Below are 22619 nucleotides of genomic sequence, written 5' to 3'. Positions count from 1 at the left end.
TTCCTATGGCACAGCCCAGCGCAGCATCGGCCCTACCGGGTGGGCGCAGGATGATGACTGATAGGCAGGATTATTAACATGTTTTGATACCGGAAAAGCGCCCAACAGTTCCAATGGCGCAGGCATTAATAGCGCATTGAGTGCTTCAAGGTCGGTCGTCGGGTCCAGCCAGCGCGTTAACGCTTCTGGAGGGATAACGACAGGTAATCGGTCAGTCAGTGAAGAAAGGCAGGCGTTGGCAGGTACGCTGATTAGCGCCGTCGAGTCAGTAAATGCGGTGAGCGTTGTGTGGTAACGGCACCATAAAGCACCCAGTAACAGTGGCCCTCGGTTAACGTGGGTCACTAAATAGGGTTGCTTGCTGTGTGCTTGTATCTTCCAGATATAAAATCCGCTGACTGGAATGACACAGCGGCGGGCGCTAAACGCCTCGTTAAACATGGCGCGTTGGTTAAGCGTTTCTGCTCTAGCGCAATGGGGCGCGTGGTCGAGTACTTTCAGCCAAGGAGGCGTTAGCCCCCAAAATAATGGCTGAAGTCGCAAACGTCCCTGCTCAAGTCGTATTGCTGATACAGGCTGTCGGGGCGCTAAGTTAGGCGATTCGATAAGTGGTTCAGTATCAGTCAGCGAGGGCACAAGGCGTGATAGCGTGAGGCGCTGCACGTGAAGGCGTCCCGTCATGCCTGTCTCCTTATGCGAAATGGGGCTCGTGAGAGTGCAAAATGGCGGGGTAACGCAACAATAGGTTAAATGTCGTGTTTTAGTGTCGAAAACAGTGTTCGATGTAAGGTATCCTAGCGTATCCCTTGCTCACGCTAAAGCGCGATGAGGCATTCTTCCTGTTTGCCGTTGACCTTAAGAGATCGCCATGGCCCGTCCTAGACAGCATGCGCCCGATGCCCTCCACGCGCAGGTCATGCACGCTTGTGATGAGTGGTTGGCTAAGCAGCCAGTCCATGGTTTGTCACTGCGTGCCCTGGCCAGAGAAGTGGGCTGCGCGCCAAGTACGCTGCTTAAATTATATGGCAGCTTTAATAACTTATTGCAGCACGTCAACGTTGAAACGTTGGCACGCTTACAGCATACCATTACTAGCCTGGCAGAAGATGATCCTGAGCCATGGCTGCGCTCGCTAGCGCTCGCTTATTGGCGCTTCGCTGAGCAAGGCTGCTACCGCTGGCAACTGCTATTTGATTATCCACTGGCCCAAGAAGGCGAGCTGGATCAGCGCCAGAGCGATCTTATTGAAGCGCTGTTCACGCAGGTGGAAACCTCGTTGAAACGGTATCAGCCAGCATTGGATGATCTTGAAGCGCGACGCCTTGGGCGCACCCTCTGGGGGAGCGTGCACGGCTTGGTGCAGCTTGGATTAAACGAGCGCTTAGGCTATTGGCAAGGTCAGCAGTTGAAGGTGGATGAGCTGCTGGATCAGCTAATGAGCACGGTGCTGGCTGGCCTGCGCCACCGGGAGGCGGCGACGTGACGTGGTGGTTGAAAATGGTGCGTTGCGCGTTGCGTCGCGCCATTTATGTTGTTATGCGTGTGTGTTATCGGTTCTCTGTACATGGCCAAGAGAACGTACCTAAGCGCGGCGCTGCCCTGGTAGTCTGTAACCACGTCAGCTTTATGGATGCGTTGGTGTTAGGCGGCGGTAGCCCCAGGCCGCTGCGGTTTGTGATGGATCAGCCCATCTTTGAATCTCGCTGGCTAAAGTGGTGGTTCCAGCTTGTGGGCGCGATTCCGATTGAATCAGAGCGGCATAGCCCTGGTGCATTGCGTCGAACGCTGGATGAGGTGAGCCACGCGCTTCGCGAAGGTGATGTCGTAATGGTGTTTCCTGAAGGGCGTATCACCCCAGATGGCGATATCCACGCCTTTAGGCGCGGGCTCGAAACCATTCTTGCACGCGATAATGTGCCCGTCATTCCGGCTGGCTTGGCGGGGTTGTGGGGGTCTTGGACATCACACTACGGTGGTAAGGCACTTAAAAAATGGCCGTCACGTTTTCGTGCGCCGGTCAGTTTACACTTCGGGCCGCCGGTATTGGTTCATGAGGTAGAGGATATTGCCTTGCGCCGCTATTTAGAGGCTCGTGTGAGGGCGCTGAAGGCAGCGGGTGATAGCGAAATCACCCACCGCCAAATTGGTTAGACGGTCAGTCGCTACGTTCGGCGTGCAAGGCGCAGCTTTTGCCAGCAGCGTGCTGAAGTGATCAGGTTGTCACGGATTTCTAAAATTTCCATCCGCGTATTACCAATCTGCAAGCAGGCAGGCCCTTCCGGAAACGCTTCCAGGTGCTCAAGAATTAAGCCATTCAGGGTTTTGGGGCCGTCAGTGGGCAGTTGCCAGCCAAGCATTTTGTTAATTTCACGAATATTGGCAGTGCCCTCAATGACATGGCTACCATCATCTTGCTGATGAATTTCATCATCTTCTGAGACATCGGTGGTGAACTCCCCGACAATCTCCTCAAGAATATCTTCTAAGGTTACCAAGCCTTCCACGTCGCCATACTCATCCACCACAATACCAATACGCCGCTTCTGCTTTTGGAAGTTCAGTAGCTGTGTATGTAACGGTGTGGATTCGGGAATGAAATACGGCTCCCGTGCTTCTTGAACAATCGCTGCTTTGGTGACTTCGCTACGCGATAAAAAGCGCGCTGCATTGCGTAGATGTAGCATGCCAATAATATTGTTGATATCGCCTTTATAGACCGGTAAACGGGTATGTTGGCTGGTGCGGATCTGGGTCAGAATATCTTCCAGCGTGTCGTCAAGATCAATGCCAAGAACTTCGTGCCGGGGCACCATGATGTCGTTAACTGTGACATTCTCAAGATCAAGGATCGACAGCAGCATAGCGCGGTGTCGGTAGGGAATTAGCGTGCCTGCTTCGTGAACGACAGTGCGCAGTTCATCGCGGGTTAAACTGTCGCCGCCGTTCTCAACACTTTTAACGCCCATTAGGCGTAATAGGCCATTTGAGATGACGTTGACTAGCCATACCAGTGGGTAAAGTAGTTTGAGCAGTGGCTCCAGGCCCAGGGAGGTAGGGTAAGCGATCCGCTCAGGCTTGATGGCCGCGTAGGTTTTCGGTGTGACTTCGGCAAAAATCAGGATGGTAATCGTCAGTAGCGCCGTTGAAATAGCGGGGCCGGAGACGTCGCCAAAGAAGTGAATGGCAATGATGGTCGCAATTGAGGCGGCTAAGTTATTGACGAAGTTATTGCCAATTAAAATAACGCCAATTAGTCGATCGGGACGCGTTAATAACCGCATGACACGCTTTGCGCGGCGATCACCGCTGTTAGCTTGATGGCTTAGTCGATAGCGGTTTATCGACATCATGCCTGTTTCAGAGCTGGAGAAAAAGGCAGACAGCAATATCAAAATGGCTAGCAGGCCGAACAGTAACCCCAGGGGGAAGTCGTCGCTCAAGTCGAAAGTTCCTTTATGGCGTATTAGGCTCGATTTTTAGAAGTATGGAAGTGGCCTGTCAAGGCCACTGTTATCAACGCCAAATTAAATCAGTGCTGATAATGCGGTGAGTATATGTTTAGCGATGGAGCAAGATTTCCAGGACAAACTTGCTGCCAAAGTAAGCTAGCAGTAGCAGTATGCACCCGCCAAGCGTCCAGCGCACAGCGCGCATGCCACGCCAGCCAAAACGATAGCGACCCACTAAAAGTGTGGTGAAAATAATCCACGCTCCCAGCGAAAGTACTGTTTTATGCACCAAATGCTGCGCGAACATATTGTCGAGAAAGATTAGTCCGCTGATGATCGAAAGTGTCAGCAATATAATGCCTGACCATACCAGTTCAAACAGCACTCTTTCCATGGTGGTGAGCGGTGGTAGCGATTGCACAATGCCACGAATATGGTGATGGCGCAGTGCTTGGTTCTGCAGGCCGACCAGCACCGCTTGAATCGCCGCAATTGCCAAGACGGCAAACGCCAGCGCAGAGCTGACGGCATGCAGTAAAATGCCGGGCGTTAAGCCGCTTTGGCTCCCCTGGCTCGGTAACCAAGTGGCAAAAATAAGCGCGATACCTGCGAGAGGGAATAGCACGATGCCAGCGTTGAGCACCGGCTTAAACAGGCTGGCGACGAGTACAACGTTGACGGCCACGGCCATCAGAAGCGTTGCGCTGGTTGTGAAACCAGGCAGTAGCCCTGGGGCTGAGCTAACAAGCTCCACGACCACTGGGATATGCAGTAAAAGCCCAAGCGCACCAAGTAGACGCACCATGCCCTGGCGTGGTGGCACGCGACGAAATAAGGTCATGCCCTGCCAAATGGCAGCGGCGACATAGAGTATAAAAGCGATCGTGGCGAAAGGGAGCGCCTGCATGATGCTATCCGTGCGCCTTGCAGCGCGTTGTTGAATCCAGTGTCATTGAATCAACGCTGTGAAAGTCAGCGGTGCTAAATCGTTCAAGCTAGAACAGTCTGCCTACTATAACCAATCATAGCGGCGTCGCACAGCCATCGATAACCAATGTTGACGACCATGGAGACTCGCGCGGCGAGCGCGTATAATCGATCCTACATTCGTCCGGTGTGACCGCCCGGCGACAACGACGGAGGCAGAGGCCCCATGTTTCAGAATCTGAGTGAGCGTCTTTCCCAGACGTTGAAGTCGATCAAAGGCCAAGCGCGGCTAACTGACGACAATATCAAAGACACCCTGCGCGAAGTGCGTAAAGCACTGTTAGAGGCAGATGTCGCCTTGCCGGTGGTGAAGGCATTTATTGAGCGTGTTCGTGAACGTGCTGTTGGCCAGGAAGTCTCAAAGAGCCTCTCGCCAGGCCAGCAATTCGTTAAAATCGTCCAGCAAGAGCTGGAAGCGATCATGGGCGAAGCCAATGAAGGCTTATCCCTAAAAGGCTCACCTGCGGTCGTATTGATGGCAGGCTTGCAAGGGGCGGGTAAAACCACCTCTGTTGCTAAACTGGCGCGTTACCTGCGTGAACGCGAAAAGAAAAAAGTGCTGGTGGTCTCCGCCGACGTTTATCGTCCAGCGGCGATTGATCAGCTAGAGACGCTGGCAAAAGAAGTTCAGGTTGATTTCTTTGCGTCTCGTTCCGATCAGAAGCCAGTGGATATTGCCACGGCGGCGATCAAACACGCCAAAATTCAGTTCCATGATGTCGTATTAGTCGATACCGCCGGGCGGCTGGCCATCGATGAAGCGATGATGGCCGAAATCCAGGCGCTGCATAAAGCAATTTCACCGGAAGAAACGCTGTTTGTGGTCGACGCCATGACCGGCCAGGATGCGGTGAATACGGCGAAAGCATTTCACGATGCACTGCCGCTGACCGGGGTGATTCTCACCAAGGCTGATGGTGATGCCCGTGGCGGTGCAGCACTTTCGGTACGCCATATCACTGGTAAGCCCATCAAGTTCATGGGGGTTGGTGAGAAAGTAGACGCCCTAGAGCCTTTCCATCCGGATCGTGTGGCATCACGGATTCTGGGTATGGGCGACATGCTGTCGCTGATCGAAGAAGCCGAGCGCACGGTAGATAAGGACAAAGCCGCCAAGCTGGCCAGCAAGGTCAAGAAGGGTGACGGTTTTGATCTGGAAGATTTCCGCGATCAGTTACAGCAGCTCAAAAAAATGGGCGGCATGGGTGGCCTGCTTGGCAAGCTGCCTGGCATGGGGCAAATGGCTGATATGGCACAAGGCCCTGGTCCGGAAAAAGAGCTTGGCAAGCTGGAGGCATTGATTAACTCAATGACCCCCAAAGAGCGCCGCAAGCCCGATATCATCAATGGTTCGCGCAAACGCCGTATTGCAGCGGGTGCTGGCCTGCAAGTACCTGACCTGAATCGCCTGCTAAAACAGCATAAGCAGATGCAGAAAATGATGAAAAAAGCAGGCAAAAAAGGCGGGATGCAGAAAATGATGCGCGGCATGTCGGGCATGATGGGCGGCGGCGGGCCGGGTGGTCCTGGCGGCGCGGGCGGCATGGGCGGTATGGGTGGCCCCGGCGGTCTTCCCTGGCGTTAAGCCATTGTTAGTAACGTTGTAACGTGCTTGGCAAGGTTGACGGCTTAAGAGTTTTCTGGCTGTCAGGCTTTCCAAGCAGAGCGCATTTGCGTAGAATGCGGCCTCTTCATGCGTGGGTGTTGGCAAAAATGCGCGAGCATCGCCTTACCATCTGCCAGTGAAGAACCTGATGGTACGCAGCAAATCACTGATTTTAGTCTGCAGTGCCGAGAAAATAGTATGACGAGTGTTCTGTTAGCGATCTGCGCTATTGCACACTCTCGTAACCTCAACCGAAGGATAGTTATCGTATGGTTACCATTCGTTTGGCACGTGGTGGCGCCAAAAAGCGTCCCTTTTATCACCTGACTGTTACTGATTCACGCAACGCCCGTGATGGCCGTTTCATCGAGCGTATCGGCTTCTTCAACCCGGTTGCCCGTGGTCAAGAAGAGCGTCTGCGCGTTGATCTTGAGCGTGTTACTCACTGGCAGAGCCAGGGCGCCCAGTTGTCTGGTCGTGTTGCTGAGCTGGTTAAAGAAGCGCGTAAACAGGCTTAAGCCGGTTAATGCGTGACTGTCAGTAAGTGATAGTAGGTGATGTTGTCGTTGTAATTTGTTGGAGCGGTCGTCGATGACGCGTTTTGAAACTAGCCATACAGACGACGCACATGTGGTGCTTGGTAAGCTAACTAGCCCTCACGGGATTAAAGGTTGGCTTAAGGTCTACTCCTATACCAATCCCATAGACAGCATCATGGAATACCCAGAATGGTGGGTGCGCCAAGGGGAATCCCTCACGCGCATGACCGTGATTCAGGGACGTCGGCAAGGCAAGGGTCTTGTGGTGCAGCTAAAAGGTGTTGATGACCGAACGGCAGCCGAAGCGCTGGCGCAAACGGACATTCTGATGCCGAAAGAGGCACTGCCTACGCTTTCCGATGATGAGTATTACTGGCATGAGCTTGAAGGCTTAACCGTCTTCACTCAGTCAGGCGAGCGGTTAGGGCAGGTCAGTTACCTGTTTGAAACCGGCGCAAACGATGTCATGGTGGTGCGCGGTGATAACGACGCAATTGATAAGCGTGAGCGACTGCTACCTTTCTTACCCGATGATGTAATTGTTGAAATCAGCCTCGAAGATGGCCGTATGGTCGTGAATTGGGATCCTGAGTTTTGAAAGCTAGTTTGAGTAAGCAGTTGTCGAGCGAGCTCACAGTAACTGATTCAACTGTTACTGCAGCAAACGGTGAAGAAAGCAGCTTAACGGATGCTCCCGCGATGTGGATTGGCGTGGTATCGCTGTTTCCAGAAATGTTCGATGCGATTACCCAACAAGGTGTGGTCGGTCGAGCGGTAGAGAAACAGCGTATTGCCCTGGAGTTTTGGAATCCGCGCGATTACGCCACCGACCGCCACCGCAGCGTGGACGATCGCCCTTACGGCGGCGGCCCCGGTATGCTGATGAAGGTAGACACCCTGCGGGCTGCTATCTTTGATGCTCGGCAACGAGCAGAGCAAGCAACGGGACAATCGCCTACCGTGATCTATCTCTCGCCCCAAGGGCGTAAGTTGGATCAGCAGGGTGTTCAAGCGCTCGCCTCAGCAGGCCCTCTCGTAGTGGTCGCTGGGCGCTATGAAGGCATTGATGAGCGCGTGGTGGAAAGTGACATTGATGAAGAATGGTCAATTGGTGACTATGTGCTGAGCGGTGGTGAGTTGCCAGCAATGGTGCTAATTGACGCGGCGGCACGGCTGGTACCCGGTGTGTTGGGCCACCAGGATTCCGCTATCGAAGACTCGTTCAATGATGGCTTGTTAGACTGTCCGCACTATACCCGTCCTGAGACGATCGACGGGCGACAAGTGCCTGATGTGCTGTTAAGTGGTAATCATGCGGCCATCAAGCGCTGGCGGTTAAAGCAGTCGTTAGGCCGTACATGGCAGCGCCGTCCTGATCTATTGGCAGGACGCACACTGGACGCCGAGCAACAGCGGCTTCTAGACGAGTTTATCGAGGAACACGCTCTGTCAACTAAGTGATTGTTTTTCAATTGCATAGAACAGAGCGGCGGTGCAGGGCAAATTAGGCAGATAGTCCATAAGACAGCTAGTCGATGAGACAGTTAGCCGACGCACCTGCGTCACCCATAACGACTCCCGCGTAGCTCGTTTCGAGCGCCGGGATCACGGTTTGCCCCTTCCACAACTGCGTGGCAAGCCATTACGTTATTTAGGAGTATGAAAATGAGCAGCAAGAACAAGGTGATCCAGGCGATCGAATCTGAGCAAATGGGCAAAGAGATTCCGGCCTTTGCACCGGGCGACACCATCGTCGTTCAGGTTAAAGTAAAGGAAGGTACTCGTGAGCGTCTGCAGGCGTTTGAAGGTGTGGTCATCGGTAAGCGTAACCGTGGCCTGAACTCCGCTTTCACCGTACGTAAAATTTCTCACGGTGTTGGTGTTGAGCGTACTTTCCAGACCTACAGCCCGCTGGTTGACTCTATTGAAGTCAAGCGTCGCGGTGACGTTCGTCAAGCCAAGCTGTACTACCTGCGCGAGCGCAGCGGCAAGTCGGCGCGTATCAAGGAAAAGCTGGCTTAACTGCCACTTTTTCACGGGCGCACGCTGTTTTGACATGCGTCGCGCTCGGATACCAAGACCCCGTCACCGCTTTGCGGGGCGGGGTTTTTGTTTGTGTGGTACCACCGTCAAGAGACCGTTAGCCTATGAGCGTGATAGATGCCTATCTAGATGCCTTATGGTTAGAGCAAGGGGCAAGCGACCATACGTTAGCGGCCTACCGGCATGACTTAACTGCTTGGCAGCAGCAGCTCGAAAGTGCGGGAGAAACACTGTTAACTCCCTCATCAGAGCGTTTTAGCGAGTGGTTGGAAGTACGTCGAGAACAGGGCTATCAACTACGCAGTAATGCACGGCTACTCTCGTCGCTGCGCAGTTTTTACCGTTGGGCACGGCTTTATGGGCATATCGCTAGCGACCCATTGGCCAATGTGGCGCTGCCGCGGGTACGCCCTAGCTTGCCGAATACCCTGGAAGAGGAAGAGGTTGAGCGTCTGTTGCTCGCCCCTGATATCAACACCTCGCTTGGCGTTCGCGACCGCACCATGCTTGAGCTGCTGTATGCCTGCGGGCTACGCGTGTCGGAGCTGGTTGGATTGACTGGCGATGCGGTCAATCTTCGCCAAGGGGTTGTTCGTGTCAGAGGCAAGGGCGATAAAGATCGACTGGTGCCAATGGGTGAAGAAGCGGCCGAGTGGGTAGAGCGTTACCTAAAAACGGCGCGGCCCGCGTTGATGCAAGATCCTACACGGCCCGCGCTGTTTCCAGGGCGGGCAGATAAAGCCATGACCCGGCAAACGTTTTGGCACCGTATAAAAGCCCACGCTATCACTGCAGGTATTACTCGACCCTTGTCGCCTCACACGTTACGCCACGCATTTGCGACCCATTTATTGAATCATGGTGCTAATTTGCGGGTCGTACAGCTGTTGTTAGGTCATAGCGATCTATCTACAACGCAAATTTATACCCATGTTGCCCAGGCGCGCCTGGAGCAACTGCATGCCGAACACCATCCGCGAGGTTGAAGATACAATGCATCAACGTATGTCTTTAGTTGCTAAATCCTGTGCTTCTTGGCTGGCGCTGGCGGGGTGCTTACTGCCTGCTGTTGCCAGTGCTGATGCCGTGTCCGAGCAGCTGATGGAGAATTTACAAGTTAATGGCCAGTCAATGCCGGTGGAGCAGGTAAACGAAACGCCAATGGATGGGGTGTATCACGTAATCCTGGAAAGTGGGGAGTCTTTTTACTCCAATGCCGATGGCAGCCACTTTTTGGTAGGGGACCTCTATCAAAACGCGGATAATGGTTTGGTTAACTTAACCGAGCAGGCGCGTAACCAGGAAAGGGCTACAGTGCTGGCTGCCATTCCAGCGAGCGAGCGAGTCGTTTTTCAAGGTGTGGGTGAGCCGAAAGCCACGGTAATTGTGTTTACGGACCCTACCTGCCCATACTGCGAGCGCCTACATGAAACGGTGCCTGAGCTTAACGAGCGCGGCATTGCAGTGCACTATATGGCCTTTCCACGCGCAGGCATGGGAAGTGGTGCTGCGACGACGCTTGAGCAAGTGTGGTGTTCGGATAACCGTAGCGAGTCCATGACTCAAGCTAAACAAGGCCAAACGCTTGCGGCATCGGCAAACTGCGATAACCCCGTTGCCGATCAGTACGAATTAGGTAAAGCTGTGGGCGTGCAGGGGACGCCTGCGATTGTGTTGCCCGACGGGAAAATGGTGCCAGGGTTTGTACCCCCCGACCGGCTCGTTAGCATGTTAGGCTTGGAAGACGAATAACGTCACGAGTAGTGACGAACGATAGCGCTGAGACACTGATTTAAGAGGCGGCACCTATGGGTGCCCATCACGAAAGGGGAAGTATTTTGAAACCGGTAAGAGTAGGCATTTGTGGGTTAGGTACGGTCGGTGGCGGTACATTTAACGTCTTAACACGTAACGCTGATGACATTAGCCGTCGTGCTGGCCGCCCGATTGTGATTGAGCAGGTTGCCCACCGCAGTATTCACCCTGACTGCGATATTACCGGCATTAATGCGACCTCTGACGTGTTTGAGGTGGCTAATAACCCTAACGTGGATGTGCTGGTAGAGCTGATTGGTGGCTACGATCTCGCCCGCGAGCTGGTGCTAACGGCGATTGAAAACGGCAAGCACGTTGTGACTGCCAACAAGGCCTTGATTGCTGTTCACGGTAATGAAATTTTCCGCGCCGCGCACAAAAAAGGCGTCATTGTTGCCTTTGAGGCGGCTGTGGCGGGCGGTATTCCGGTCATCAAATCGCTACGCGAAGGCCTTGGTGCTAACCGTATCGAGTGGGTGGCGGGCATCATAAACGGCACCGGCAACTACATTCTCACCCATATGCGTGATGAAGGTCGCGCGTTTGAAGACGTGTTGGCCGAAGCTCAAGCGCTAGGTTACGCGGAGTCTGACCCCACTTTCGACGTGGAAGGTATCGACGCTGCCCATAAATTGACCATACTGGCGTCAATTGCCTATGGCGTGCCGCTGCAGTTTGATAAAGCCTTCACCGAAGGTATTTCTCGCATTACTGCAGAAGACGTCGAGCAGGCCGATAACCTGGGTTACGTGATTAAGCATCTGGGCATCTCTAAACGGACTGATCAAGGGCTAGAGCTCCGAGTTCACCCGACGTTGATTCCTAAAGAGCGCCTGCTGGCGAATGTGCACGGCGTTAAAAATGCGATTGCGGTGATGGGTGATGCGGTTGGTCCAACACTTTACTACGGCGCTGGCGCCGGTGCTGAGCCGACAGCGTCTGCCGTCGTAGCCGACCTTCTGGATGTTGCCCGTGATATCGCCACGGACCACCACTACCGGGTGCCTTACCTAGCGTTTAGCGGCATCGACGATGATGCCAGTCAACTGCCGATTATGCCGATGGAAGATATTACCACCGCGTATTATCTGCGTCTGTTGGCGGTGGATCGCCCGGGTGTGTTGGCGCGTGTTGCCACCATTCTGGCCGAGCAGGGCATCTCTATTGAAGCGCTGATCCAGAAAGAGGCTACTGAAGGTGAGTTGGTGCCGATCATTTTGCTGACGCATCGCACAAAAGAGAAACAGATGAACGATGCTATCCGTGAAATCGAGTCCATGGCGGATATTGCTGGGCCGGTTACCCGTATTCGCGTTGAAAGTCTGAGCGAAGGGGAATAACTCATGCGTTATATCAGCACGCGTGGCCAAGCGCCCGCGCTCTCCTTTGAAGAGGTCGTGTTAACTGGAATGGCCAGCGACGGCGGACTTTATGTGCCGGAAACGCTGCCCGAGTTTTCTAAGCAAGAGCTGGCCAGCATGGCTGGCCTTTCCTACGCCGAGATTGCTTTTCGGGTCATGAAGCCGTTTGTAAATGGTGAAATTGACGACGAGACCTTCCGTCGCTTGGTGACAGAAGCTTACGCCACGTTCAATCATGACGCTGTTGTGCCGTTAAAGCAGTTGGATGCCAATCACTTTCTGCTAGAGCAGTTCCACGGCCCAACGCTGGCGTTTAAAGATGTCGCGCTGCAGCTGCTAGGGCGGCTGCTGGATCATTTCCTGAAAAAGCGTGGTGAACGTGCCGTCATTATGGGCGCGACCTCTGGGGATACCGGCTCCGCGGCCATTGAAGGCTGTCGCCACTGCGATAACCTCGATATTTTTATTCTCCACCCGCATAACCGCGTGTCTGAAGTACAGCGCCGCCAGATGACGTCGGTGCTAGCCAACAACGTCTTCAATATTGCTATCGAAGGCAATTTTGATGATGCCCAGGCAATGGTGAAGGCGAGCTTTGCTAATCAGGATTTCCTGAATGGCACGCGCTTAGTGGCGGTGAACTCGATCAACTGGGCGCGCATCATGGCGCAGATCGTTTACTACATCGCCGCTGGTGTTGCATTGGGCGCGCCTCAGCGAGAAGTGAGCTTCTGCGTTCCGTCGGCTAACTTCGGTAACGTCTTCGCAGGCTACATGGCGTTTAAGATGGGGCTGCCGGTGAAGCAGTTCATTATTGCCACTAATGCCAACGACATTCTGCATCGCACGCTTGCCGCCAATGATTTCTCCAAGAAAGAGTTGGCAGCGACCCTTGCGCCGTCAATGGACATCGTTGTTTCGTCAAACTTTGAGCGTTTGCTGTTTGATGCTTACGACCGCGATGGTGCCGCTGTGGCAGCGCTACTAGAACGCTTCCAGCAAGAGCCTACGGCGCTTGCCGATGCACCTCTGGCCAAGCTGCGCGAAAAATTCGCTAGCCATAGCGTTGATGATGCGACCATTCTGGAAGTCATTCGTGAAGCTCATCACCGTACTGGGGAGATCCTTGACCCCCATACGGCCACTGGCTATCGCGCTGCAGAGCGCGCACGCGTGGATACCACGACGCCGGTGATTACACTGGCTACCGCGCATCCGGCAAAATTCGCTGAAGCCGTGGTTAAGGCAGGCTTCCAGGGTGTGCCGTTACCCACTCATATGGATGATTTGCTTGAGCGCGAAGAGCGTTACACGGTGCTGCCTGCTGAGCTGAGTGCCGTGCAGCAGTTTGTCGCTGACAATCGGCGCTGAGGCGTCATGGCCGACGAACCAGCACTCACCCAGCAGAACGCCAATCAGCCACGCTTAGAGCCTCGTCAACTGGACGAGGCTATCTATGTGCGTGCCCAAGCGGAAGGCTTAAGCGAGCTACAAGCACGGCTATTGGCCTCACGATTGCCGGGCTATAAGGGCGAGCTCGCACCACTGGTGGCGCCGAGCTTGCGCTACTTGGTGCATCCAGAAAAGCTAGCCGATGGCCGCCGTGCCGCTGAACGTATTGCCCAGGCAGTGGCAGAAGGGGAATCCATCGGCATTCTCACCGACTACGATGTGGACGGCATCACCTCCCATGTGGTGATTCGGCGTACGTTGGTGGAGCTGTTTGGCGTATCTGAACACAAGTTACATAGTTTGATTGGCCACCGTATCCACGATGGCTATGGCATTAGCCTGCCGCTGGTGGAACGCACACTTGGTTTAAAACCGCTGCCCTCGCTGGTGATTACCGCCGACTGCGGCAGCTCAGATGAGCCGCGAATTGCACGCTTGAAAGCCGTTGGTATTGATGTGGTGGTCAGCGACCACCACGCGCTGCCGTTGGAAGGCCCACCGCCTTCTGCCTATGCCTGTGTTAACCCGACACGCAGTGATTGTGACTATCCCGATAAAACGATCGCCGGTTGCATGGTGGCATGGCTTTTGATGTCACTTGCCCGTGGCGTATTGATTGAATGGGGGGCATTGCCTGATGCAACGCCTAAGCTCTCACCGTGGCTTTCTTACGTCGCGCTGGGCACCGTAGCGGACTGTGTTTCGCTGGGCGGTAGTCCGGCCAACCGCGCAGTGGTTAACTACGGATTAACGCTGATCAACCGTATGGACGCTGCCTGTTGGCGCGCCATGGCGGCGCGGCTTGGGGCAGATAGTGTGCCGTTTAACGCTGAAACGCTGGCGTTCCAAATGGGGCCACGAATTAACGCTCGCTCACGGCTGGATGACCCCTATGCGGCGTTACACTTTATGCTCGCGGAAAGCGATAGTGTCGCCAATCGTCAGCTAGAAGTGCTTGATCAAGACAATCAGTCCCGCAAGGCGATTGAAGCGGACATGGCCGAAGAAGCGCGGGCGCTTGCCGTTTCGTCGCTGGAGGCTAATGAGCCTGCAGTGGTGGTACTGCTGGAAGATGGCCACCCTGGTGTGCAAGGTATTGTCGCTTCGCGGTTAGTGCAGGCCTATGGCCGCCCCGCGTTGGTGCTGACCCACGCGGCGGCGCCCAATATGTTGACCGGTTCTGGTCGCTCGATTGATGGCCTGCACCTACGGAATGCGCTGCAACGCACCTTTGAGCTAGCCCCTGAGTCGCTACCGCGCTTTGGTGGCCACAGTGGGGCGGCGGGTGTCGGCGTACCAAGAGAGCAGTTAGCGGCCTTTAAAGCCGCATTTCTACAGGCCGTTGGTGAGCAGTTGGGCGATACACCGCTTTACCCGCGGCTATGGACAGATGGCGAGCTCTCTACGTCGCAGCTATCTCTGTTAACGCTAAGCGAAGTTGAAGCGCTTGGCCCTTACGGGCGTGAGTTTGACCCGCCACTATTTGAAGGGCGCTTTATTGTTGAAGCACTACGCCCAGTCGGTGCTGAAGGTTCTCACCTGATGATGGAACTTTCCATGGGCGCGGTGACCAGCAAAGCGATTTGGTTCCGGGCGTTAACGCCAGGGGAGCTCCCCTCATTTAGCGTGGGCGACACGCTGCACTGCGCCTATAAGCTCAATCGCAACCGCTGGCGAGGTCGAGAGTCATTGCAGTTGATGGTAGAACACGCCAGCCCTGTCTAATCCTCTTTGCTATTCGCGGATTTTAGTCAGTGGACAACATCGTTTGATGGTTGAATAAGACAGGAAACTTGGTATGTCAGACTCGCTTAGTGGTAGCCATGTGGCTGCCAGACCGTCACGTATCCTGTTTTTCCCGCTGGGGTGGGTGCTTGCGCATACAGTGCGTTGCATCGAGATAGCCAACGTGCTGCGCCAACGTGGGCACGAGGTGATTTTCGCGGGTGATGATCCTAACCATCCCAGCTCTCGCTTGAGCCTTGTTCAGGAAGCAGGGTTCCCTCTTATCTATGCTCGGGAGCCGAATCTTCCCGATATATGGATACGCTTTCAACGCCTTGGCTGGAAAGCCTCCTTTTGGGATATGGTGCACCTACGCTATTGGGCGCCTCTGACCAAGATTATCGAGTCCCAATTGCAGGCTATCGAACAGGTCAAACCTGATTTAGTGGTGGGGGATGCCACGGTAAGTGCCAGTACTGCTGCGTACATTGCCGGCGTCCCGTGTGCTGGCATAATGAATGGCTATGCCGCGAGACTGTTAACGCCGCCAACACCGACCTACTACGCTGCTAAAGGCTTAGACCGCTATTTACTGTCTGGTATTCGGCGGCGACTTTACCAGAAGTATCAGCGGCCAGACCGAAATGCCTTTGACATGCTCTATCACATGCCAATGATTTCGCCTGATTTGCCAGGGCTCTACAGCTTGCCTAAACGGTTTCGCGATTATCATATGGTAGGGCCGATCTCCCCAGATCTAACGGCCCCATTACCTGACTGGTTTGATGAACTCCAAGATGGCACGCCCAATATTTATATCACCATGGGCTCAACCGGGTTGTTAGAGCACTTCCTGCGCAGCACGTATCCCACCTTGGGAGCGCTGCCTTACCGTTTTATGGTGACCACCGGTGGTCAGGTAAGCGAAGAGGTGATGAACGCTGCCCCGAGTAATTTCCGTTTTACGCGCTATGCGCCTGGCTCGCAGCTCTTGGCTCATGCTCGAGCAATGCTATATCACGGTGGCAATGGCAGTATGTATCAGTCTTTAGCGGCGGGTGTGCCAATGCTGGCGCTGCCTGCCCACTATGAGCAGCGTCTCAATGCTCAAATTGGCGTGCGCCAAAAATTCGGCTTGCAGATGTCAGTGCGTAGAATTAATCCCAATAAATTGGTGCGACAGCTAGAGCGACTAATGCATGAGCCAGTATTTCGTCAATCTGCCCAGCGTTTTTCAAGCGCCGTGCAAAAAGCAAACGGGGCAGCCAATGCTGCCGATATATTAGAGAGGGCTCTGGGGCGTTGATGAAATCAGAGCTATTGAGCGCCAGAACGACGTTTTCCCTGCCCGGTGATTCTCTGTTAGGCCACTGACGTTGCAGAATCTCTTGGAATAAGTGCTTGAATACTTTTACAAAAGGATAGACTCATGCGGGACGATCTGCCTACAGATCCGCATAAATACTATGAAGATATGATGGCCATGGTACTCGGCACGCTGTTTGTTGCTTTAGGGGTGGCATTTTATACCCACTCGGTATTAATCACTGGCAGCACCGCTGGGCTGGCATTACTGCTGAATTACGTGACTGGGTGGGGATTTGGCTTCTGGTTTTTTGCCATCAATGTACCCTTTTACTATTTGGCCATTAAGCGCATGGGGTGGAGTTTTACGCTGCGCACGTTTGCTGCTATCGGTCTCGTGTCGTTGTTCTCTGAACTCACCCAAGGTTGGGTACAGTTCGCCAATGTTCCGTCGCTGTACGCTGCGTTGATGGGGGGCGCTTTAATGGGCATAGGTATGTTGATGTTGTTCCGGCATCGAACCAGCCTTGGGGGAATTAATATTCTCGCGCTCTATCTGCAAGAAAAGCACGGCCTGCGGGCAGGCTATGTGCAGTTGGGTATCGATGGGCTAATTTTGCTGGTGGCACTGACCCAGCTACCGCTAGACCGCGTGGGTTACTCCGTGTTGGGGGCACTGACGCTGAATTTGATTATTGCCTTGAATCACAAACCAGGGCGGTATATCGGTGTTAGTTAAATAGAACTAACGAGACAGGTCGCTAGAGATTTCTTATCAAGCAGGGTAACTAACCGTCGATGCGCCAAGCCGGCTGTTCCTGTTAAGGTAGACGTCGTTAAATTTAGTTAAAAAGTATGTCCCGCGAATAAGAGTCGGCTTCCAAACATATAAATAGTAGGGCAGGGGACAATGCACCACGATAGTGTTTTATGCAAAGCGGTAACAACACAAAGTGCGAATGATCATCTGGGGCTTTCTGAGGCATTGAACCGGGCTAAGGGGTTGGAACCTCCGGTCAAGGTAACGCCTGTTTCAGCCAGTAAAGGCATCGTGCATCGCTTGCGTTTAGCGCAGCACAATTTGCTTTCGGTCTGGCGGGAGGAAGATTACTCAATACGTACCTCGCGCATGGCGCTGATGAAGCAAGACTATGTTCTGTGTAATAGCCCCGATACGGTTCGTCGCGTTTTCCTTGAGCAGCACGACAACTATGATCGTAAAAGTCCGCAAATGCGCCGTGCGCTGGAACCGCTTCTTGATGATGGATTGTTTGTCAGCGATGGCGATTTGTGGCGCCAGCGCCGACGCCAGTGCGCGCCATCGCTAACCAACGCTCTGTTACCCGGTTTCTGTACCACCATGACCGCCTCGGCGGAGGAGACTGCCAAGCGATGGGCCCAGCATCCATCGGATACGCCTATTGATATGCTGACTGAGATGGCGCATTTAACCGCGCGTATCATTGGCCGAACGATTTTTGGGGATGACACCACCGACGAAGAAGCAGAGCAGGTGGTGGCTGGCTTTACCGAATATCAGCGTCATTCTGAGCATTTAGATATGGCCAATATGCTGGGATTGCCATTTTTAAGCTTGCTAGGTAATCCACTGCGACGATCGCGTACGCGCTATTCAGCAAAACAAGTGCATGAAATTATTGACCGTATTATTGATCGTCATACGCACAGATCAGGGCAAGGACAGCATAGCCTGATTGAGAGCTTTATGACGTCTATGAAAGATGGCGGAGATAATGGCTGTCCGATGGGCCGAAAAGCGGTGCGTAATGAAGCGATTGTCATGTTTATGGCAGGGCATGAAACGACGGCTAACGCATTGGCGTGGTGTTGGTATCTGCTTGATTATGACCCTCAGGCTATGGCGCGCCTGCAGCATGAACTTGATGACGTGCTCGGTGGTAGAACACCCTGCTATGCAGATGTCGCTAAGCTGCCTTATACAATGGCGGTATTTGAGGAAGCCATGCGGCTATATCCACCGGTACCCATGCTGAGCCGACAAGCGCGTGGGGAGGATAAGGTGCGCAATCGCGATGTGCGCGAGGGAACCGTTTTGCTCGTATCCCCTTGGCTGCTGCACCGGCACCGTAAATTGTGGGAAGCGCCCGATCATTTTGTACCTGAGCGTTTTCTTCCAGAGGCTCCACGTCCAGACAAATTTGCTTATCTACCCTTTAGCGTGGGGCCACGTGTTTGTCTCGGCAAGCGCTTTGGGCTTTATGAAGGTGTTCTCTGCTTGGCAACATTGGCACAACATTTCACGCCTAAACTAGTGAAAGGCCACCAAGTGAGCATTGAATGTCGACTGACATTACGCCCACAAGGCGGCCTACCAATGATGCTACAGCCACGTTGAAATTACTTATCAGGCGCTAAGCCAAAACCACCATACGATAGCGGCGATAAGACCGATTCCTGCCAGGTTGATCAATAGGCTCATGAGGCCTCCTGTTGGGCGGGTTTCCAAAGCCGTAAGCGGTTGGCGTTGCTCACCACGGTGATTGACGATAGCGACATGGCCGCACCGGCAATGATGGGTGACAGCAGCATGCCGGTGAAGGGGTAAAGCACGCCCGCAGCAATCGGGATGCACAGTACGTTATAGCCAAAGGCTCCGACTAGGTTTTGTTTGATGTTGGTGAGCGTCGCCCGGCTTAACTCGATAGCAGTAGCCACACCATGCAGCGAACCGCGCATCAAGGTAATCCCGGCGCTCTCCATAGCGATGTCGGTGCCCTGGCCGATGGCAAAGCCAACGTTGGCACGAGCCAGTGCTGGGGCATCGTTGATGCCATCCCCCACCATGCCTACGACCTCTCCTGCCTGCTGGCGACGCTCAATTTCTGCGTGTTTATCATCTGGCGTCATGCCTGCTCTAAACTCGCTAATGCCCACTTCCCTTGCCACGGCGGCCGCGGTGTGTTGATTATCTCCAGTAAGCATGACGACGGTTAAGCCATCTTCTTGTAAGCGTTTCACTGCGGCAGCCGCGTCAGCACGCAGCGGGTCACTGATGCCGAATAGAGCGGCTAGCTTGCCATTGGCTGCCAGGTATACCAATGAGCGTGCTTTCGCCTCTAGCTGGCGTACGCTCTCTTCGGCAGGGGTTAGGTCCACGCCAGCCTCTTCAAGTAGGCGAGCATTGCCCAGCAGCAGTGAGTCGCCTGCTTGGGTGCTACCTTTCACACCGCCACCGGTGACGCTATCAAACGTATCCAGTGTTTCAGCAGGGGCATTATGCGCTTCTGCATAAGCTGTTAAGGCATTAGCTAACGGATGCTCCGAACGGCTTTCCAAAGCGGCTACCCAAGCGAGCACTTGCGAGGCATCACTATGTAGCACAGTCGCATCGGTCACTTGAGGCTTGCCCTCAGTCAATGTACCGGTTTTGTCCACCACTAAGGTGGTGATTTGGCTGGCGGTCTGTAGCGCTTCACCACTTCTTACCAATACACCGTGCTCGGCGGCTTTACCCACCCCAATCATGGTGGAAATCGGTGTTGCCAGCCCTAATGCGCAGGGACAGGCGATAATCAGCACCGTGGTGGCAGTCACCAGCATATGGATCATCACGGGAGCGGGGCCGATGTTAAACCAGATTAGCGCGGTTAGTACGGCGATGATCATCACGCTGGGAACAAAAATTCCCGATACCTTATCGGCCAATTCGCCAATTGGCGGACGGGAGTTTTGTGCGCTGGCGACCTGTTCGGTTATACGACCCAAACGGGTGTCGCTGCCCACACGAGTGGCGCGATAGACCAAGCTGCCATTGCCGTTAACAGTCCCTGCGCTGACATCGTCATCCGCGTTTTTATGAACGGGTAGCGGTTCACCGGTCAGCATGGATTCATCAATATAGCTTTGACCATCGAGTACGATGCCATCCACTGGCAGTCGTTCGCCGGGTCGTACGCGGATATGATCGTCTATCGCTACGTCGTCAACAGGCAACTCCTGTTCTTGGCCATTACGGATCACGCGGGCTGTTTTCTCCTGCAGGTCTAGCAAGCGTTTTAATACACTGCTGGTGCGTCCACGGGCACGTAACTCCATGGCATTGCCGAGCAGGATGAGCCCCACCACCATGGCCGATGCTTCAAAGTAGATGCCTTGAGCGACCTCGGGTAGCCAAGGAGCAAACGCCACGACCATCATCGAATACAGCCAGGCGGTACCTGTGCCCATGGCCACGAGCGTATCCATATTGGCCTGGTGGAGCTTGAACTGTTTCCAAGCGTTGGTAAAAAAGTGCCGCCCTGGAAATGCCAAAATAGCCAGGGTAAGCAGGCCAATGACCAGCCAATAAAGACGGCCCATCCCCATGGGGTGCGGGTGGTAAACAAACATGCTCAGCATGAGCGGAATAGCCAGCGCTAATGACAGCATGCTGCCGCGCAGGCGTTGGCGATAGGTTGCTGCTTCTTGAGACTCACGAATGCGTTCGGCCTCGCGCATGTCGACAATGGGCTCGGCGCTATAGCCTGCTGCCGCCACAGCGTTAATCAGAGCCTCGCGCTCAACCTTGCCGGTTACTTGGGCGGTATGGGTGCCAAAGTTCACCGAGGCATCGGTAACGCCCGGGGTGTTGGCCAACGCTTTTTCGACGCTATTCACACAGCCTGCGCAGGTCATGCCACTAATCAACAGCCTCTGCTGAGGCGCGCTGGTGAGCGTCTCATTTTCAGCCGCCTGTTTGTCGTTACCTTTATCGACCGTTGGCGCAGGATCACTTTCTGTCGGTGGTTGAGTCTCGCCGCTAGGGGCACTCGGCGGATAACCCGCTTCACTTAACGTGCTATCCAGCGCATCGTTTTCTAACGTACTGGTAACTTCCAAGCGTTTTTCTGCGGGAAAGCCTTCTACGTAGGCGTTAGGATCAACGGCTTGAACCGCCTCGCGCATGCGCTTAACGCAGCCCTGGCAGGTCATGCCCGGCACGCTGCGACTCAGTGTTTGTGGCTGCAGGGTGTGTGACTGCATGGTGCCTCCTCGGGAAAACTCTCAATTAAACGACATAGGCTATGACCGTCTGGTATGCCATTGGGCATGTGCTGCCAGCTCTCTAGTGCCTGTTCCATGCGTTGGGCGAGCGCTTCAAGCTCGGCAATGCGTGCGCGGATTTGCGGTAGCCGGTGGGTGAGCAGATCGCGCACCAATGGACATGGGGAGTCGCCTTGATCGGCCTGAGTCAGGATGTCGCGAATCTCAGCCACGCTAAAGCCGAGCTTGCGTGCTCGTTGAATAAAGTGCAGTCGCTCTAAGTCAGTGGTTGAAAATAACTGGTAGCCGTTCTCAGGGTGGCGTGTTGGTACCAGCAACCCCTCACGGGTGTAATGACGAACTGTTTCTGCGGTAACGCTACCGCGTTTGGCAAGTTCGCTGACCTTCATCGTTCCAGGCTGCATAACGCCCTCTGCGTGGAAGTTGTGATGTTTTTTAGTGTAAAACCTATGGGTAACACATAGGTCAAGCGATATTGGTGCCTTGAGTCAAAATGACTAAAACACTGATTTAAAACAACCGTTCGACTAATGTATAAGCCAAAACCGAAATAAAACGCTCGTTTGCCCTTGATCCCAAGCGGTCATTGGGCGAAAACTGGGGGTGTCAGAACAAAGAAGGTGGATGGGAGTATCCATCGGATCATTGGGAAGAGAGGCCCACTATGCATAATAAATTTAAAAAGCTCACCTTGGCGGCCGCAGTAGCATCAGTCGCTTTTGCCAGTCAGGCGCAAGCAGGTGGTTATCAAATCAATGAGCAGAGCGTCAGCGGACAGGGGTATGGCCATGCAGGACGTAGCTCAAATGTGCATGATGCAACTATTGTGTACGGCAACCCAGCGGGTATGTCGTTTCTTGACCGTGCCCAAATTACAGTAGGTGGCACGTTCCTAAACGTGAATAGCGACATTTCTAATGTCCGTGCCTCGCAGAGTAGCCCCGCTTTCCTGCAGGCGACAGGAGGCGCGACAGATACGTTGCCAGTGGCAGGCTCTAACGATGGCGATATGGTGCCAGGCACATTAGTTCCCTTCGCCTTTTATGCACACCCTGTTAACGAGCAGCTGGCATTCGGTTTTGGCGTCTACGCGCCATTTGGTTCTCAAACCGAATACGAAAATGACTTTCAGGGGCGTAACCAGGGCAATTACACCGAAGTAAAAGTGATGACGGCTCAGCCAACGGTCTCTTATCGCTTCAACGAACAGTGGTCTGTTGGTGCTGGCCTTACCTATAACCGCGTAGAAGGCGAGCTTCGCCGTCAGGTGCAGGGCAAACGCATGAAAGATTTCATCCAGCCAATATCGTCG

At 54.0% G+C, this 22619-nt stretch carries 21 protein-coding genes; 16 read left to right on the top strand and 5 right to left on the bottom strand.

Annotation, left to right across the window (positions count from 1 at the left end; all coding sequences use genetic code 11):
- Positions 1-3: 3 nt before the first annotated feature.
- Positions 4-681: an SOS response-associated peptidase gene (locus INT21_RS00225; protein ID WP_089039271.1), complete on the bottom strand. Its 678-nt coding sequence runs from the start codon at positions 679-681 to the stop codon at positions 4-6.
- 187 nt (positions 682-868) lie between these two features.
- On the opposite strand from INT21_RS00225, the gene INT21_RS00220 reads away from it, so the two are divergent.
- Complete coding sequence (locus INT21_RS00220; protein WP_038480958.1) at positions 869-1483, top strand: TetR/AcrR family transcriptional regulator; 615 nt, start codon at positions 869-871, stop codon at positions 1481-1483.
- A gap of 14 nt (positions 1484-1497) precedes the next feature.
- Positions 1498-2151, top strand: a complete 654-nt coding sequence (locus INT21_RS00215; protein ID WP_226912948.1) for a 1-acyl-sn-glycerol-3-phosphate acyltransferase — start codon at positions 1498-1500, stop codon at positions 2149-2151.
- 11 nt (positions 2152-2162) lie between these two features.
- Here the strand turns inward: INT21_RS00215 and INT21_RS00210 are convergent, their stop codons facing one another.
- Positions 2163-3440: an HlyC/CorC family transporter gene (locus INT21_RS00210; RefSeq protein ID WP_038480964.1), complete on the bottom strand. Its 1278-nt coding sequence runs from the start codon at positions 3438-3440 to the stop codon at positions 2163-2165.
- A gap of 118 nt (positions 3441-3558) precedes the next feature.
- Positions 3559-4356 (bottom strand): cytochrome C assembly family protein, encoded by a 798-nt coding sequence (locus INT21_RS00205; protein WP_089039269.1) that lies wholly within the window; start codon positions 4354-4356, stop codon positions 3559-3561.
- 246 nt (positions 4357-4602) lie between these two features.
- Between INT21_RS00205 and ffh the strand changes: the two genes are divergently transcribed.
- The 13 genes from ffh to INT21_RS00140 all read left to right on the top strand — a co-directional run bounded on the left by ffh (position 4603) and on the right by INT21_RS00140 (position 18659).
- Entirely contained in the window at positions 4603-6021 is a 1419-nt protein-coding gene (ffh, locus tag INT21_RS00200; protein WP_089039268.1) for a signal recognition particle protein, read from the top strand.
- A 290-nt stretch (positions 6022-6311) separates the two neighbouring features.
- A complete protein-coding gene (gene rpsP / locus INT21_RS00195; protein ID WP_009724081.1) occupies positions 6312-6560 on the top strand; it encodes a 30S ribosomal protein S16 in 249 nt (82 codons plus the stop codon).
- Between the two features lie 73 nt (positions 6561-6633).
- On the top strand, positions 6634-7179 hold the full coding sequence (rimM, locus tag INT21_RS00190) for a ribosome maturation factor RimM (RefSeq protein WP_038480970.1): 546 nt from the start codon (positions 6634-6636) through the stop codon (positions 7177-7179).
- Positions 7180-7280: 101 nt separating this feature from the next.
- Positions 7281-8042, top strand: a complete 762-nt coding sequence (gene trmD, locus INT21_RS00185; RefSeq protein ID WP_038486491.1) for a tRNA (guanosine(37)-N1)-methyltransferase TrmD — start codon at positions 7281-7283, stop codon at positions 8040-8042.
- Between the two features lie 204 nt (positions 8043-8246).
- The gene (rplS, locus tag INT21_RS00180) at positions 8247-8603 is read left to right on the top strand and encodes a 50S ribosomal protein L19 (protein ID WP_009724084.1); all 357 of its coding nucleotides are present in this window, start codon (positions 8247-8249) and stop codon (positions 8601-8603) included.
- Positions 8604-8728: 125 nt separating this feature from the next.
- Complete coding sequence (xerD, locus tag INT21_RS00175; RefSeq protein WP_089039267.1) at positions 8729-9610, top strand: site-specific tyrosine recombinase XerD; 882 nt, start codon at positions 8729-8731, stop codon at positions 9608-9610.
- On the top strand, positions 9585-10376 hold the full coding sequence (locus INT21_RS00170) for a DsbC family protein (protein ID WP_193059864.1): 792 nt from the start codon (positions 9585-9587) through the stop codon (positions 10374-10376). The genes xerD and INT21_RS00170 overlap by 26 nt, the downstream gene beginning before the upstream one ends.
- Before the next feature lie 86 nt (positions 10377-10462).
- A complete protein-coding gene (locus INT21_RS00165) occupies positions 10463-11779 on the top strand; it encodes a homoserine dehydrogenase (RefSeq protein WP_089040914.1) in 1317 nt (438 codons plus the stop codon).
- Between the two features lie 3 nt (positions 11780-11782).
- Entirely contained in the window at positions 11783-13171 is a 1389-nt protein-coding gene (gene thrC, locus INT21_RS00160; protein ID WP_193059865.1) for a threonine synthase, read from the top strand.
- A gap of 6 nt (positions 13172-13177) precedes the next feature.
- Positions 13178-14977, top strand: coding sequence for a single-stranded-DNA-specific exonuclease RecJ (locus tag INT21_RS00155; RefSeq protein ID WP_193059866.1), 1800 nt, complete (start codon positions 13178-13180; stop codon positions 14975-14977).
- Between the two features lie 73 nt (positions 14978-15050).
- Positions 15051-16283: a glycosyltransferase gene (locus tag INT21_RS00150; protein ID WP_193059867.1), complete on the top strand. Its 1233-nt coding sequence runs from the start codon at positions 15051-15053 to the stop codon at positions 16281-16283.
- A gap of 123 nt (positions 16284-16406) precedes the next feature.
- A complete protein-coding gene (locus INT21_RS00145; protein WP_193059868.1) occupies positions 16407-17021 on the top strand; it encodes a YitT family protein in 615 nt (204 codons plus the stop codon).
- A 171-nt stretch (positions 17022-17192) separates the two neighbouring features.
- Positions 17193-18659, top strand: a complete 1467-nt coding sequence (locus tag INT21_RS00140) for a cytochrome P450 (RefSeq protein ID WP_193059869.1) — start codon at positions 17193-17195, stop codon at positions 18657-18659.
- An 80-nt stretch (positions 18660-18739) separates the two neighbouring features.
- Here the strand turns inward: INT21_RS00140 and INT21_RS00135 are convergent, their stop codons facing one another.
- A complete protein-coding gene (locus tag INT21_RS00135) occupies positions 18740-21286 on the bottom strand; it encodes a heavy metal translocating P-type ATPase (RefSeq protein WP_193059870.1) in 2547 nt (848 codons plus the stop codon).
- Positions 21253-21696, bottom strand: coding sequence for a MerR family transcriptional regulator (locus INT21_RS00130; protein ID WP_193059883.1), 444 nt, complete (start codon positions 21694-21696; stop codon positions 21253-21255). Before INT21_RS00130 ends, INT21_RS00135 begins: the two co-directional genes overlap by 34 nt.
- A gap of 275 nt (positions 21697-21971) precedes the next feature.
- On the opposite strand from INT21_RS00130, the gene INT21_RS00125 reads away from it, so the two are divergent.
- The coding region (locus INT21_RS00125; protein WP_193084714.1) for an OmpP1/FadL family transporter at positions 21972-22619 on the top strand (648 nt) is incomplete at its 3' end.

Source organism: Halomonas sp. 3F2F, from assembly GCF_014897805.1.
GTDB lineage: Bacteria > Pseudomonadota > Gammaproteobacteria > Pseudomonadales > Halomonadaceae > Vreelandella.
This window is presented reverse-complemented; position numbering and strand designations above follow the sequence as displayed.

What these genes read in the sequence shown, in the direction of transcription:
- ffh (WP_089039268.1), top strand. Translation starts at nt 4,603, where the DNA reads ATGTTTCAGAATCTGAGTGAGCGTCTTTCCCAGACGTTGAAGTCGATC.
- rplS (WP_009724084.1), top strand. Translation starts at nt 8,247, where the DNA reads ATGAGCAGCAAGAACAAGGTGATCCAGGCGATCGAATCTGAGCAAATG.
- rpsP (WP_009724081.1), top strand. Translation starts at nt 6,312, where the DNA reads ATGGTTACCATTCGTTTGGCACGTGGTGGCGCCAAAAAGCGTCCCTTT.
- INT21_RS00150 (WP_193059867.1), top strand. Translation starts at nt 15,051, where the DNA reads ATGTCAGACTCGCTTAGTGGTAGCCATGTGGCTGCCAGACCGTCACGT.
- rimM (WP_038480970.1), top strand. Translation starts at nt 6,634, where the DNA reads ATGACGCGTTTTGAAACTAGCCATACAGACGACGCACATGTGGTGCTT.
- thrC (WP_193059865.1), top strand. Translation starts at nt 11,783, where the DNA reads ATGCGTTATATCAGCACGCGTGGCCAAGCGCCCGCGCTCTCCTTTGAA.
- INT21_RS00225 (WP_089039271.1), bottom strand. Translation starts at nt 681, where the DNA reads ATGACGGGACGCCTTCACGTGCAGCGCCTCACGCTATCACGCCTTGTG.
- INT21_RS00170 (WP_193059864.1), top strand. Translation starts at nt 9,585, where the DNA reads ATGCCGAACACCATCCGCGAGGTTGAAGATACAATGCATCAACGTATG.
- INT21_RS00155 (WP_193059866.1), top strand. Translation starts at nt 13,178, where the DNA reads ATGGCCGACGAACCAGCACTCACCCAGCAGAACGCCAATCAGCCACGC.
- xerD (WP_089039267.1), top strand. Translation starts at nt 8,729, where the DNA reads ATGAGCGTGATAGATGCCTATCTAGATGCCTTATGGTTAGAGCAAGGG.
- INT21_RS00140 (WP_193059869.1), top strand. Translation starts at nt 17,193, where the DNA reads ATGCACCACGATAGTGTTTTATGCAAAGCGGTAACAACACAAAGTGCG.
- INT21_RS00145 (WP_193059868.1), top strand. Translation starts at nt 16,407, where the DNA reads ATGCGGGACGATCTGCCTACAGATCCGCATAAATACTATGAAGATATG.
- INT21_RS00215 (WP_226912948.1), top strand. Translation starts at nt 1,498, where the DNA reads ATGGTGCGTTGCGCGTTGCGTCGCGCCATTTATGTTGTTATGCGTGTG.
- INT21_RS00205 (WP_089039269.1), bottom strand. Translation starts at nt 4,356, where the DNA reads ATGCAGGCGCTCCCTTTCGCCACGATCGCTTTTATACTCTATGTCGCC.
- trmD (WP_038486491.1), top strand. Translation starts at nt 7,281, where the DNA reads ATGTGGATTGGCGTGGTATCGCTGTTTCCAGAAATGTTCGATGCGATT.
- INT21_RS00220 (WP_038480958.1), top strand. Translation starts at nt 869, where the DNA reads ATGGCCCGTCCTAGACAGCATGCGCCCGATGCCCTCCACGCGCAGGTC.
- INT21_RS00135 (WP_193059870.1), bottom strand. Translation starts at nt 21,286, where the DNA reads ATGCAGTCACACACCCTGCAGCCACAAACACTGAGTCGCAGCGTGCCG.
- INT21_RS00130 (WP_193059883.1), bottom strand. Translation starts at nt 21,696, where the DNA reads ATGAAGGTCAGCGAACTTGCCAAACGCGGTAGCGTTACCGCAGAAACA.